Source organism: Enterococcus malodoratus ATCC 43197 (assembly GCF_000407185.1).
Taxonomy (GTDB): domain Bacteria; phylum Bacillota; class Bacilli; order Lactobacillales; family Enterococcaceae; genus Enterococcus_A; species Enterococcus_A malodoratus.
This window is the reverse complement of the sequence record NZ_KE136483.1, coordinates 55,977-70,221: the sequence shown is the minus strand read 5'-3', so window position 1 is coordinate 70,221 and position 14,245 is coordinate 55,977. Positions and strand designations below refer to the sequence as shown.

At 43.2% G+C, this 14,245-nt stretch carries 14 protein-coding genes; 1 reads left to right on the top strand and 13 read right to left on the bottom strand.

Annotation, left to right across the window (positions count from 1 at the left end; genetic code table 11):
- Positions 1-76: 76 nt before the first annotated feature.
- The 12 genes from I585_RS15890 to I585_RS15835 all read right to left on the bottom strand — a co-directional run bounded on the left by I585_RS15890 (position 77) and on the right by I585_RS15835 (position 11,019).
- Positions 77-493: a hypothetical protein gene (locus I585_RS15890; protein WP_111945211.1), complete on the bottom strand. Its 417-nt coding sequence runs from the start codon at positions 491-493 to the stop codon at positions 77-79.
- A gap of 115 nt (positions 494-608) precedes the next feature.
- Complete coding sequence (locus I585_RS15885; RefSeq protein WP_010741026.1) at positions 609-953, bottom strand: DUF2200 domain-containing protein; 345 nt, start codon at positions 951-953, stop codon at positions 609-611.
- Between the two features lie 15 nt (positions 954-968).
- On the bottom strand, positions 969-1,484 hold the full coding sequence (locus tag I585_RS15880; RefSeq protein ID WP_010741027.1) for a helix-turn-helix domain-containing protein: 516 nt from the start codon (positions 1,482-1,484) through the stop codon (positions 969-971).
- A gap of 109 nt (positions 1,485-1,593) precedes the next feature.
- Positions 1,594-2,763: an NAD(P)-dependent malic enzyme gene (locus tag I585_RS15875; RefSeq protein ID WP_010741028.1), complete on the bottom strand. Its 1,170-nt coding sequence runs from the start codon at positions 2,761-2,763 to the stop codon at positions 1,594-1,596.
- Positions 2,747-4,132, bottom strand: a complete 1,386-nt coding sequence (gene fumC, locus I585_RS15870) for a class II fumarate hydratase (protein WP_010741029.1) — start codon at positions 4,130-4,132, stop codon at positions 2,747-2,749. Before fumC ends, I585_RS15875 begins: the two co-directional genes overlap by 17 nt.
- A gap of 35 nt (positions 4,133-4,167) precedes the next feature.
- Complete coding sequence (locus I585_RS15865) at positions 4,168-5,127, bottom strand: IS30 family transposase (RefSeq protein ID WP_002330482.1); 960 nt, start codon at positions 5,125-5,127, stop codon at positions 4,168-4,170.
- Positions 5,128-5,348: 221 nt separating this feature from the next.
- Entirely contained in the window at positions 5,349-5,795 is a 447-nt protein-coding gene (gene dtd, locus I585_RS15860) for a D-aminoacyl-tRNA deacylase (protein WP_010741030.1), read from the bottom strand.
- A 40-nt stretch (positions 5,796-5,835) separates the two neighbouring features.
- The gene (locus I585_RS15855) at positions 5,836-8,043 is read right to left on the bottom strand and encodes a RelA/SpoT family protein (protein WP_010741031.1); all 2,208 of its coding nucleotides are present in this window, start codon (positions 8,041-8,043) and stop codon (positions 5,836-5,838) included.
- Positions 8,044-8,117: 74 nt separating this feature from the next.
- The gene (locus I585_RS15850; protein ID WP_010741032.1) at positions 8,118-8,861 is read right to left on the bottom strand and encodes a 16S rRNA (uracil(1498)-N(3))-methyltransferase; all 744 of its coding nucleotides are present in this window, start codon (positions 8,859-8,861) and stop codon (positions 8,118-8,120) included.
- Between the two features lies 1 nt (position 8,862).
- Positions 8,863-9,810 carry a 50S ribosomal protein L11 methyltransferase gene (prmA, locus tag I585_RS15845; RefSeq protein WP_010741033.1) on the bottom strand — a complete coding sequence of 316 codons (948 nt, stop codon included), beginning with the start codon at positions 9,808-9,810 and terminating at the stop codon, positions 8,863-8,865.
- A gap of 103 nt (positions 9,811-9,913) precedes the next feature.
- Positions 9,914-10,390, bottom strand: coding sequence for a DUF3013 family protein (locus tag I585_RS15840; protein WP_010741034.1), 477 nt, complete (start codon positions 10,388-10,390; stop codon positions 9,914-9,916).
- A 2-nt stretch (positions 10,391-10,392) separates the two neighbouring features.
- Positions 10,393-11,019: a DNA-3-methyladenine glycosylase gene (locus tag I585_RS15835; protein WP_010741035.1), complete on the bottom strand. Its 627-nt coding sequence runs from the start codon at positions 11,017-11,019 to the stop codon at positions 10,393-10,395.
- A gap of 270 nt (positions 11,020-11,289) precedes the next feature.
- On the opposite strand from I585_RS15835, the gene I585_RS15830 reads away from it, so the two are divergent.
- Positions 11,290-12,567, top strand: a complete 1,278-nt coding sequence (locus I585_RS15830) for a replication-associated recombination protein A (protein WP_010741036.1) — start codon at positions 11,290-11,292, stop codon at positions 12,565-12,567.
- A 12-nt stretch (positions 12,568-12,579) separates the two neighbouring features.
- Here I585_RS15830 and I585_RS15825 read toward each other — a convergent pair whose 3' ends face one another.
- The gene (locus I585_RS15825) at positions 12,580-13,998 is read right to left on the bottom strand and encodes an MDR family MFS transporter (protein WP_010741037.1); all 1,419 of its coding nucleotides are present in this window, start codon (positions 13,996-13,998) and stop codon (positions 12,580-12,582) included.
- Between the last annotated feature and the right edge of the window lie 247 nt (positions 13,999-14,245).

Sequence of the window (14,245 nt, the reverse complement as noted above, 5' to 3'; positions counted from 1 at the left end):
TGTTCTGCTGTCCGTTTTTTGCTCATTAAGGTGAAAAATTTTTGTCACAATCCTGTTGATCAATTAAACTTTAGCATCAATTACCATCCTTCAACAAATGGTGTTTCTGTGCAAACTTTCTCCAAATTTTCGGAGCGATAAACTGGATAAAGATCACATATCCAATTAAAAAAATTCCTGATAAGAACGCTCCATAGATTTCCTTCTTCGTTTTATATTGGCTGGGCGTGGTCGAGATACGATAAGGTTTATCCCTCTGATAATAAATATAAACCTGTTCGCCTTCTTTGCGACCCTCTCCATCCAACGCTACACCGTAGCTATTTTCTGGAAAACTAACCGTTTCGACGCCCCGCTCAACATGTACTGTCCCAAGCGACCGTCCTTTGCTGCTATGAATAAATTCTTGATTACTTTGCCAATTATCATAAGAACAGTAGAACATTAATAAACCAACTAGAATAAATAATGCACCACTAATTTTCTTTATCATTCCTCGCATCCCCTTCATACCTCGTTTCATTCTGGCTGACTTTATTCTATCATCCGATCGTTAGATAAAGAAGGTTATAAAAAAACAGCAAGTCTTCTTAGACTTGCTGCACTGATTATTTGCGTAAGATTTTTTCCATCTTTCTGCCTTTGGCTAATTCATCCACTAACTTATCCATGTAGCGAATCTTTTGCATCAATGGATCTTCAATATCTTCGACACGATACCCGCAGATTACACCTTTGATCAAGGAAACATTTTCGTTTAATTGGGGAACCTCCGCGAAAAAGGTTTCCATATCGACACCATCATCTATTTGTTTTTGCAGGCCTGCCTCATCGTAGCCTGTCAGCCAATAAATAACTTGATCGAGCTCTTCCTTGGTGCGATCTTTTTTCTCAACCTTTTTCACATACATAGGATAAATTGAAGCGAAACTCATTTTGAAAATTTTACTCATTCAAAGCCCTCTTCTCTACATAAAATGCAATACAATTAGAACGATGCATACGAATACGACCATTGCTGTTCCAACGATTTTCATTTGTCTCATCTCTCGCTGAAACTTTTGTTCTTTATTTCTTAGCCGATCGATATTTAGCTTAAACATGCACATAGTAATAAAATTTGTCAGTAACGCAGCAGTGATTAGGTACAATGATCCTTCTTTACCCAACGCTGAAGAAAAATACATCATTCCCATCAGAATCAATCCCGTCAACACTAGGCCAACATAATAAATAATTGATAGATTCGTGAGTTCTTCCTTCCGCTTGATTTCCTTTACTATGGCAGAATCTTCTACTAGTAAATCGTCTAAAGACAACTTAAATATTTTTGCTAACCGAAGAACGCTCTCGATGTCAGGGACTGTCTTTCCTGTCTCCCAATTCGAAATCGTTCGCTTCGATACAAAAATTCTATCCGCTAATTGCTCCTGTGTCCATTCTGCGGTTTGACGTTCTATTTTGATTCGTTGTCCGATTTCCATGTGATCACCTTCGATAGTCGTATTTGCTTCCAAACTACTGTATCAGCATAAAACTGTCGATAGAAAATCCTTTCCACCCTTGATCTATCAAGGGTTTTAGCGTATAGAATTAGCGTGTCACACCATCTTCTCTGGCAGCTTCTGCGACCTTCATCGTGATCAAATCCACCACATTTTCATCAAACGCTGAGGGAATAATATAATCAGAATTCAATTCTGAATAAGGGATCGAATCTGCAATTGCATAGGCACAAGCCAACTGCATCGCAGGGGTGATTGTCGTCGCTTCAGCTGCGAAGGCTCCGCGGAATAGTCCTGGAAAAGCCAACACGTTATTGATTTGATTTGGAAAATCAGAGCGGCCTGTACCAACAACTGCGGCTCCGCCAGCCAATGCTTCTTGATACGTAATTTCTGGTTCAGGATTGGCCATCGGAAAGACGATGTTTCCTTCATTCATTGAAGCGACCATTTCTTTCGTCACTAAATTTGGTGCCGAGACACCCACGAAAACATCTGCGCCTACAAAGGCATCCGCCATTGTTCCAGTAAAATCTTTCGGCGTGATCAACGCTAGGATTTCTTTTTCAACAAAAGTCGCGGTCGTCATCGCTTCGTTCAAGGCGCCGTCCTTATTGAATGCAATGATATTCTTAACGCCAAGATCAATCAGCATGTGGATGATGGCACTCCCCGCAGCACCAGTACCGGAAATGACTACTTTTAACTCATGTGGTTCTTTTTTTACCAGCTTCAACGCATTGATTAATGCCGCCGTCACCACAACCGCGGTGCCATGCTGATCATCGTGAAAGACAGGGATATCTAATTCTTCGATCAACGCTCGCTCGATTTCGACACACCGAGGCGCGCTAATGTCCTCTAAATTGATTCCGCCGAATGTCGGTGCGATTGCTTTAACAATTTGGATGATCTCTTTGGGATCTTTAGTATCTAAACAAATCGGAACAGCATCAATCCCAGCAAATTCTTTGAAGAGCAGCGCTTTTCCTTCCATTACGGGCAGAGCAGCCTCCGGACCAATATCGCCTAAGCCTAAAACGGCAGTACCATCCGTCACAACTGCCACGCTATTGCCCTTCCAGGTATAGTCATAGGCTTTATTTTTGTCTTCAAAAATCTTACGACAAGGTTCTGCCACACCAGGTGTATATGCTAAAGATAAATCATCTTTATTCTGGACTTTGGCCTTACTCGTCACTTCGATCTTGCCACGCCATTTTTCATGTGCTGCTAATGCCTCATCGTAGATAGTCATTGTCATTGTCTCCAATCATTTTTTCTGGTCTGACCCAAGCATCGTATTCTTCTTCCGTTAGATAGCCTAGAGTCAAAGCGGCTTCCCGCAAGGTTGTTCCTTCATTGAAGGCTTTTTTGGCGATTTCCGCGCCTTTATCGTAGCCAATATGTGTATTCAATGCAGTTACTAGCATCAATGATTTGTCGAGTAATTCCGCCATTCGCTCTTCATTGACGACGATACCCTTCAAGCATTTATCCGTAAAAGAATGCAAGGCATCGGTCAGCAAGCGGACGCTTTGTAATAAATCAAAAGCGATCAGCGGCAGATAGACATTCAATTCAAAATTCCCTTGGGATGCCGCAACACCGATCGTGGTGTCATTGCCCATCACCTGAACAGCCACCATCGCCAGCGCTTCACACTGGGTCGGGTTGATCTTGCCGGGCATGATCGAACTTCCCGGTTCGTTTGCTGGCAGCGTGATCTCTCCTAAACCGCTGCGGGGGCCACTAGCCAACCAGCGGATGTCGTTAGCCATCTTCATGCAGTTAGCCGCCAATGCTTTTAATGCGCCGCTGACAAAAACAACCGCGTCACGGTTGGCTAAAGCGTGGAATTTATTGCTTTCACTAATAAAATGAATCCCCGTTTCCTCTTTCAACGCTTCGATAAATGATTCTTCATAGACTCTTGAAGCATTCAGGCCGGTACCGACAGCTGTTCCGCCAATGGCTAACTGCCGCAATTCAGCGAGACTGTTGATCAGCATATTCTCATTGTGCTCAAGCGCCGAACGCCAGCCGCTGATTTCTTGTGCGAAAGTAACCGGCGTCGCATCCTGTAAATGCGTTCGACCGATCTTGATGACGTGCTGATTCTGTTCTTCAAGCTCCTCTAACATACCAATCATCTCATGGATGGCCGGCAGCAGTTTTTGTTCAATCGCAAAAGTCCCGGCAATATGCAGTGCAGTTGGAAAGACATCGTTGGAACTCTGCGACATATTCACATCGTCATTCGGATGGATTGCTAAATCCTTTTGACTTGCCAGATGTGCGATGACTTCATTCGCGTTCATGTTCGTTTGCGTTCCGCTGCCGGTCTGCCAAACGACTAATGGAAACTCTTGCCAGTTCTTTCCTTGCAGCAGCACGTCCGCCACCTTTTGAATGGCTAAAGCTTTCTCCGCATCTAGTTTTCCCGTTCGCTGATTCGCAATCGCTGCCATTTTCTTGACTAAAACTAACGCATGCAATAATTCCGGCGGCATTTTTTCTCCGCCAATTTTAAAATTTTGGCGACTGCGCTCGGTTTGCGCTCCCCAGTAGGCTTCTTTTGGCACCTCGATCGGTCCCATTGAATCTTGTTCTGTTCGTGTTTCCATCTATTCGACCCCTTATAGTTATATTATCTTAATTGTCAAATTAAGTTAGACAAATCATCAATACTTACGTAACTCAAAAATACTTCCAAAGGTGTTCGATAATCCAGTGATTTTCTAGGAATATTATTTCGTTTAGATGTGACAGATTGAATAAAAGATTCATCTACTGAATTGAAATCCATAGATTTCAATAAACCATCTCTACGTAACAATCCGTTAGAATTCTCGTTTAGGCCTCTTTGAGACGGCGTTCCTGGATCAGCGAAATAAATGGCAATATCATTGGCATTACTGATTTGTTTCCAATTTGAAAATTCCTTTCCACAATCAAAAGTGATGGATTTGAATAGATTTTTCGGTACAGATTCAAACCAATGATTTAATTTTTTTTCAATATCAATCGCTTGTCTACCACACGGTTTCAATGTGATGATAACTTTTGATAATCGTTCAACTAAGGTAATTACAGCACTTTTATGTTTCAGACCTACGATAGTGTCACCTTCAAGGTGACCAAACTCATTTGAGAATTGGCTATAATCTTTTTCACGTTCATGAATAGAGCGGCGGAAAGCTTGTTTTCCACGCCTTTCTTGATGTCCATTCGGTTTACGCTTGCCTTTCATCGGTAAGTCAGAAGGATTAAATAGCCCCTTTTTGAACATACGATAAATGGTACGAGCAGAACAACGAATAGGAAACGCTGCACGACCAACAATCACATCGGGTGTCCATCCTTGAACAACCTTTCTTTGAATATATTCTGATTGTTCCTCGGGTAAAACAAGCGGGCGTCTACCACAGTTTGATTTGTTTTTCTTATACTGTTGATAGTATTCTAAGGCTGATTTTCCTTGCTTGAAGAATAGGTATACTTTATGGATCGTTTGTCTTGAACGATTCAAGCAATGCGCAGTTTTCGCAACAGATTGATTTATTTTGAAATAAGACTCTATCATTACAAGTTCATCCGTTGTAAGATGGGTATAGGTCATTTGTACTCACTCCTTATAATTCTTTGGTCAGAACTATTTTGAGTGTAGCACAAATGGCTTTTTTAGTTGTCTAGCTTAATTTTACAATCGGCGTTATTAGATACCCTTTTCCCTGCTCAGTTGTCCGGTATCCTGCATTCATTTTGTTCAATTATCCCTCATTTGATGGGAAAAGGGTAGAAAAAAAGGACAAAAACCCGTAGATTTTTGTCCTTCGTTCGTTATTTATCCCGTGTATCAAATAAGATCGTTACTGGCCCGTCATTGATCAGCGCCACATCCATGTCGCCGCCGAATTCTCCGGTTTCGACCGTCAAACCTGCCTGGCGCAAGCCTTCATTGAAGTATTCATATAAAGGGATCGCTGTTTCTGGTCGTGCGGCCTTCACAAAACTAGGGCGATTGCCTTTTTTCGTATCTGCATACAAAGTGAATTGCGATACACTCAAGACACTGCCGCCAACATCTTGCAAGGACTGATTCATTTTCCCTTCTGCATCTTCAAACACTCGTAATAAAGGGATCTTCCGAATCAAATAATCCGCATCTGCTTGCGTATCCTCTTCATGAATACCTAGAAGAATCATAAAGCCGCGGTCGATCTTACCGATGATTTTGTCATCAATTGCGACACTTGCTTCGCTCACTCGTTGAATTACTGCTCGCATAAAAACCTCCAGAAAGTTATTGTCATTTTAGTTTAATCTTCTAGCCTTTCGTTCGTTTCACACTGTACACATCAGGAACCGTTTTGATCTTATCCACGATCGAATACAGGTGATTCAAATTCTGGATCTTGAAGGTCAGATTGATCAGTGCTAAGCGATCCTTCGTCGGTTTTGCTTCAACGCTAACCAATTTCTTAGTCATACCGCTAACGATATTCAATACATCATTCAATAAGCCATCACGATTGAAGCCGTAGATTTCCAAATCAGCATTGTAATCCTGAACCGAATTGGTCGTATCTTCCCATTCCACTTCGATCAGACGCTCTTGGATATCTTTTTGCTTTGTGATGTTCGGACAATCCGAACGATGGATAGAAATCCCGCGGCCTTTTGTAATGTAGCCAACGATGCTGTCCCCAGGAACCGGATTACAGCAATGACTGATCCGAATCAACAAGTTTTCGATCCCTTGGATCACAATTCCGCCTTCGTGGCGAACCTTGATTTTTTCCGGTTCTTTCGGACTGCTGACCATCTCATCCACAGCATCCCGCTGTTTTTGCTTCATTTGTTCGCGGCGTTCTTTTTCCGTCAGACGATTGGCAAAGGTCAGTGCACTCATTTCGCCAAATCCGATTGCTGCATACAAATCTTCTTCGCTATGGAAATTGAATTTGTCCAAGACATCAGAAAGCTTGTCCTTCGTCAGCATTTCTTTCGGCACAAAACCTAAGTCATTAATACACTTAACGACTGCATCATGGCCTTTTGACACATTTTCTTCACGATCTTGTGTTTTGAAGAAGCGTTTGATTTTATTTTTCGCTTTGCTGGTTTTCACTAGATTCAACCAGTCGCGACTTGGTCCAAAGGAATTAGCCGAGGTCATAATTTCAATAATATCGCCGTTCTTCAGCTTGTAATCTAATTGCACCATCTTGCCATTGACCTTGGCACCGGTAGTTTTATTTCCGATATCCGTGTGGATGCTGTAAGCAAAATCCAACGGACCTGAACCTTTTGGCAGCTCGGTAACATCGCCCTTAGGTGTAAACACATACACTTTATCACTGAAGATGTCGCCTTTAACACTCTCCATAAATTCGGATGCATCATAGCTTTCATCTTGCAATTCGATGATTTCACGGAACCAATCCAACTGTTTGTTGTCTTGATTCGTCTCTTGTTTATCGGTTTTGCCTTCTTTATACGCCCAGTGAGCCGCAACCCCGAACTCAGCGATCTGGTGCATTTCATGCGTACGAATCTGAACTTCGATCGGGTTCCCGCTTGGTCCAATGATCGTCGTATGCAGTGATTGATACATATTCGTCTTTGGCATCGCAATATAATCCTTGAAACGACCGGGCATTGGTTTCCATTTAGTATGGATCGCTCCCAACACGGCATAACAATCCTTAATAGAATCCACGATTACACGGATCGCCAGCAGGTCATAGATTTCATCGAATTGTTTCTTCTGATCCCGCATCTTGCGATAGATTGAATAAATATGTTTCGGTCGACCATAGATATCTGCTTCGATCCCAAGTTCTTTCGTCGCTTCCTTGATCTCATTGACGGATTTCTCAACAAATCCTTCCCGTTCGTCACGCTTGCTGCGCATTAGATGAACGATGCGATAGTATTGTTTTGGATTCAAATAGCGCAGTGCTGTATCTTCCAACTCCCACTTGATCCGGCTCATCCCTAAACGATCAGCCAATGGGGCATAGATTTCCAACGTTTCGCGCGCAATTCGCCGTTGTTTATCGTCGCGCAAATATTTCAAAGTCCGCATGTTGTGCAGACGGTCGGCCAGTTTGACCATGATGACACGTAAATCCTGCGCCATCGCCAACAACATTTTGCGGTGGTTTTCTGCTAATTGTTCTTCGTGTGACTTGTATTTGATCTTCCCTAATTTGGTTACTCCGTCAACTAATGAAGCGACGTCTTCCCCAAATTCAACTTTTAAATCATCTAACGTAACCGGTGTATCCTCTACGACATCGTGTAAAAAGCCTGTCGCAACAGTGTGAGGATCCATATGTAAATCAGCCAAAATACCCGCGACTTGAATCGGATGGATAATGTATGGCTCACCTGATTTACGAATCTGGGGCTTATGGGCTTCATAAGCAAAGTCGTAAGCCTTTTGTACAAACGCCACGTGCTCTTTTCCCATGTACGTACTAACCATCCTGATGACGTCAGGACCGGTCAATTCAACTTCTTTTGCCATGCGACGTTTCCCCCTTTATTTTCTGAAAATGATTGCTCTTATTATACAAACTATAGTAAGCTTTTTCAATCAAATCAGTGCTGCAATTCATAATAGAAGCTCGCCGCGCTCAAAAGATAAAACGGTGCGGTTTCTGTTCGTAAAATCCGCGGCCCTAAACCGCAAAGTTTCGCACCAGCTGTCTGGAAACTTTCAATCTCCTTAGGCGTCAATCCACCCTCTGGACCAAAGACGACCAATAGTTTTTGTCCCGCCTTTAATTGCTGAAAGGTTTGAACCAATTGAGCCTGTTCTCCCTGCTTCGCTGATTCTTCGTAAGCGATCAAAACCGCATCGTAGTCAGTAAAATGTGCGATCAATTCTTTTTCTGAAGCAAAATTCACAGTCGGCAAAACTTGTCGATGGGATTGCTCGGCTGCTTCTTGCGCGATTTTATTTAAGCGCTGCTGCTTTTTCTGCTGCTTCTTTGCATCCCATTTCGCCACCGAGCTTTCGCCAGGAAAAGCGATAAAATCATGAGCACCCAGCTCTGTCCCTTTTTGCACGATCAGCTCCAGCTTCTCGCCTTTAGGAAAGCCGCTGGCAATTGTAACGTCAATAGGTAGTTCCCGCTGCAAGTCATCTTTTTCGACCTCTTCCAGTGTCACTTGCTCATTATCGATTGCCACGATTTTCGCTTTAACAGCGGTTTGGTCATTGAAAACAAGAAAAACCTGATCATCGACAGTCATCCGCATTACCCGCGACATATGATGATGCGCCTCACCGCTAATTTCTACTGACGGCTGGTAGGCCTGATCTATAAAATAGCGCTGCATCTTAATCTTCCTCTGGTTTCTTCAAAATAATCGCAAACCAATCCTTTTGTTGGAAGATTCGATCGACTTCAAAACCTTGTGCATACATTTCTTCCAGCACCATATCTTTTTTGTCTTCGATGATCCCTGAAACAATCAATGTCCCTTCTGGTTTCAATAAACGCCAAGCGTCTTCGACCATCAAAACAATGATATCCGCTAAAATATTGGCGACGATCACATCGGCCTCTTGCTCCACACCGACTAACAAATCATTCGCGGACACATGAATATTTTCAGTATTGGCATTTAGATCGACGTTTTCTTGTGCCGAACGAACCGCTACTTCGTCCAAATCATATGCATAAATATCTTTCGCTCCATAAATAGAGCTGGCGATACTCAACACACCAGAACCTGTTCCCACATCTAAGACCGTTTCACCGCCTCGCAAAACAGTTTCCAATGCCTGCAAGGTTAGATTTGTCGTTGGATGTGTGCCAGTTCCAAAGGCCATTCCCGGATCTAGAGTAATGATTTTTTCATCCTCATGCTGCCCCTCGTATTTTTCCCAGCTGGGAACGATCGTTAAATAGCGCGTTACACGAACCGGATGATAATATTTTTTCCAAGCGGTCGCCCAGTCGCTCTCTTCCACTTCACTTACTTCCACGATATTTTTCCCGATATTCAATCCGAACTCCGGTAATTTTGTGATGTTGGCTTTAATGAACGGTAAAATTTCCGGCAAGAAAATCGTTTCTGGGAAATAGGCCATCACGACAGCTCCCTCAGCTAAGCTAGAAAAAGTTTCCTTATCCAATAATTCGCCGTATTGATCCTCTTGATAATTTTCAAAATCCAAGGCATCTTCGATCGCAACACCCGATGCGCCAGCTTCCATTAAAATATTTGAGACAGCTTCAACTGCCTCACTTTCCGTTGTTACTTTGACTTCATTCCATTTCATATTTTTCGCCCCTCCTAGTTCCTAGCCATGATTTCACTTTTCAAAAAAAATTATGACCTTCACCGCGTCTATCATTCATTCTATTTATCCTTATCCGACTCATTTAATAACTTGGATACGGCAGATAGCTACTATCTGTTGGCTTGATGGTCGCCTTGAAAACTGCATCGTCCCATTTCATTTCAAAAATAGCGTCTTCACTATCGTCTGCTAAGAAATCTAACAAGTCGCTTTGACCCTCTTCGATCACATCTTTCAAGTAATCAACGACAGCGATCAATTCATTTTTCTTCATGCCCTTTTTTCCTTCATAAGGAATGACTGCCAAAAAGTCTTCTGGGTCATAAACTGATTTTTCAGGATCAACTAACAAAATCCCGTCTTCAAATTCAATGATTTCTTCTTCGGTCGCTACACCATCCACATCATCGATTTCAATTTGTCCTTTGTTCTCCCCGTAAATACGAAAAGCGATCTCAAAACTGCGGTTACGCGTGTCCCAATCCAACGCTAATTCATAATCGGGAATTTTCTTGTTTAAGTAACTGTCCAAATAAGTAATCATGGTTTCTTTTGCCATTATTATTTCTCCCATCCATTGTTTTCTTCTATTAAAGACTTTCGTTGATTCGTTATGTAAGGATTTCCCCGAACGACAACCCGTAAAGGGCGTTCCGTCCAAACTCCTTTATTAGGAATTCCGATACGCGGAAGTTCCTCGATTGTTTTTGGTATTCGACGTTTTTCAGGGACCAGATGCAATGAACTCGAAAAAATCGATTCCCCATATAATTCACGCTCAATACCTAATGCCTCGACCAATTTTCCCGGTCCATCTGAAATCGCCGCGCCTGTTCTGCCATGACGATTAGCAATCATTTGGTCGACCCCTTCCACCGGCTCGAATCCGCGAATCATCACACCTTGGGGCAGACCTTCTGGTTGTGTGATCATATTTAAAATCAAATGCGTATGCATCGTATATAGATAGATCGTCCCAGGTTTTTCGTACATCGCTCGGACACGCGGAGTCTTGCGCATACCGTAGCTGTGCGCCGCTTCATCGTCGGGACCCAAGTAGGCTTCACAATCAACAATATAACCGCCTAATCTTCCTTCAGGCGTTTCGTGTTCCAAATACATACCCAGCAAATATTTTGCGATATTCTCGGTTGTTTCCGTATTAAAATAATTGATTACTTGCTCCATTTTTCTCACCTTCTCCATGATACACAATAATCCTGCCGCATGCTACGCCCAGCAACCAAAACTCAGTAATCCCGAATGTTTGACTGGCTCGCAAGTCCTTCGTTTAATTATTTTGCCGCCGTTATTAATCACCCTGCCACGTCTTCTCCTTTCTAACAAATGCCAGCTAGATTTTCAGAACCAGCAAAAAGTTGCGCGGTTAAAGCAAAATAGATGTAAAAATGCTATAATGAGAACATATATTCTGATTGTTAATCAAGGAGGTTTCTTATGCAGCAGCCACTAGCTTATCGCATGCGTCCTCGCAACCTAGATGAAGTTGTCGGACAACAGCATCTGGTCGGTACTGGAAAGATTATTCGCCGCATGGTGGAAGCTAGGATGCTTTCTTCCATGATTTTGTATGGACCGCCTGGTACCGGGAAAACTAGTATTGCCAGTGCTATCGCGGGTTCAACGAATTATGCTTTTCGCATGTTGAATGCCGCCACAGATACAAAAAAGGATTTACAGATCGTCGCCGAAGAAGCCAAGATGAGCGGCACGGTCATTCTATTACTTGATGAAGTCCATCGCTTAGATAAGACCAAACAAGATTTTCTGCTTCCGCATTTAGAGAGCGGACGCATCATTATGATTGGCGCGACCACGGAAAATCCATATATCACGATCAATCCCGCTATTCGCAGCCGGACACAGATTTTTGAAGTGAAACCGCTGGATGAAGAGGACATTATCACCGCGGTCAAATCTGCCTTGGAAGATAAAGAACGCGGTTTAGGGGACTACCCGGTTGAATTGGATGAAGAAGCGTTGAGACACTTGGCCCGTGCCACCAATGGTGATTTGCGGAGTTCGTTGAACGGTTTGGAGCTGGCTTCCAAGTCCACACCAAAAAATGAGGACGGAAAGATTCACTTGACTCTTTCAATCATCGAAGAATGCGTGCAACGCAAAGCCTTGACTCATGACAAAGACGGCGATGCCCATTACGATGTGATCTCAGCTTTTCAAAAATCCGTCCGCGGCAGCGACGTGAATGCCGCACTGCATTACTTGGGTAGACTAGTCGAAGCGGGGGATCTGCCGATTATTTGCCGCCGTTTAATGGTAATGGGCTATGAAGATATCGGCCTTGCCAATCCGGCAGCCGCTGCCCGAACTGTTCAAGCTGTCCAAGCCGCAGAAAAACTTGGCTTTCCCGAAGCGCGCATTCCTTTAGCAGATGCCGTTGTAGATCTCTGTTTGTCGCCTAAATCTAACTCGGCCTACGTAGCCTTAGACGCAGCAATCACAGATATTCGGGCAGGAAATGCTGGCGAAGTTCCAGATCACTTGCGGGACAGCCACTACAAAGGAGCCAAAGATTTGAACCGAGGTATCGGCTATCAATATCCACACAGCTTTGAAAATGCTTGGGTCGATCAACAATACTTACCTGACAAAATCAAAGATGCGCATTATTATGAACCAAAAACAACTGGTAAATATGAGCAGGCACTCGGACAACAATATCAACGAATCGAAGAGTGGAAAAAGAAAAAATAAGCACAGTCGAAATTATTCGACTGTGCTTTTCGTTTTATTCGTTAGAAAGATACTTGGAATGAAGATCAAGGCTAGTGCGATGACAGAGAACAGAAAGCCCGCATGATAGGCGGATAACTCGTGAGTAATCGTTGGCTGCACTCCTTGCAAGACAGTCGCAACGACCGTAGCGATTATTGCCGAGCCAAAGCTGGAGCCGAGATTCTCGATAATGTTGATTCCAACACCTGCATCCGGCAATTCTTCATCCGCGAGTCCGGTGTAGGCATCGCTGGTTAACGGCAGGTTGATACCGCCAAAGCTTGTCCCGCGAATGAACAAAACCAACGCGATCCAAACCATGCTGGTTTTGTCTGTGACAAAAACCAAAGGAATAGTCCCAATCAAGGAGATTATCAAACTGACGATCACGACATATTTGGCTCCTAGCTTATCAATCAGCTTACCGATCAACGGTCGCGTCACCAGCATGCCAAGACCTTGAGGAATCAGCGCAATCGCTGCCTCCATTGCGGAAAAATGACGGAAGTTTTGGAAGAACAGCGGCAAAATCAGCATTGGTCCCATAATCGCGATATTGGCAAAGAATAATCCCACGCTGGATGCCTTAAAACTCCGATGGGAAAAGATCGTCAGCGGTAAAACGGTGACATGCTGCTTGCGATAATCATAGACAATATAGACAATCAGAAATAATAGACCAAGTCCTGTCCAAATTAATGATTCACTATTCTTAAAGGTCGCGTGATCCGCCGCTTTAGTGATGCCATAAATCAGAGCCGCACTCATTGCAGATAAATCGAGAATACCAAAGATATCCAATTTACTCTTGCGGTTAAATGGTTCAAAGTTCGGCAATGTCCGCATCATCAAAGGCGCCGCGATCAAAATAATAAAGACATTGATGAAGAAAATCCAGCGCCAAGAGGCAGCTTGAATGATAAATCCGCCAAGAACCGGACCAAGGATTGGGCCAAAGATCATGGGCGTACTGACGATCGCCATTACTCGGCCAATATTTTCTGGTCCTGCAGTTTTAACTAACAGAGTAGACATCAATGGTGTGATGATCCCCGCTGTAAAGCCTTGAAGTAAACGAAAGACAATGAAGCTAGTGACATTCCAACTGATTCCGGCAAGAACAGAGGTGACCCCGAAAAGAATCACAGCCCCGATGAAGATTTTCTTGCCGTCGAAGCGGTTCATCAACCAGCCAGCAATCGGTACAGCGATTGCTAACGCTAACACGTAACCCGTAATCGCCCATTGAATGATGGATAGTGTCGTATGAAAGTTTTTGGTTAATTGATCGATGGCGATATTCACCATCGTAGAGTCGAGCATTGGTGCGATGGCGCCAAGGGCGATCGCCCAAGCTGCCGATAGAACCTCTTTAGGTAGTTTATTAGATGTATTAGATGTTTGAGTCATGAAGAACTCCTTTCTCGGTATTAAGGATTTATTTTCCTAAGAGGAAAATATAGATTCTCGAGCCGTATACCATTCCACTAAACAAGTTGAAATCTATTTTCTCTTACTAAAATCGAGCGGTCTTCGTTTGAATTATTCTGCGAAAAGTGGAACTGGCATCCTTTCTCGGTATTAAGGATTTATTTTCCTAAGGGGAAAATATGGATTCTCGAGCCGTATATTATTCCATACGGTGTTTTAAAACTAT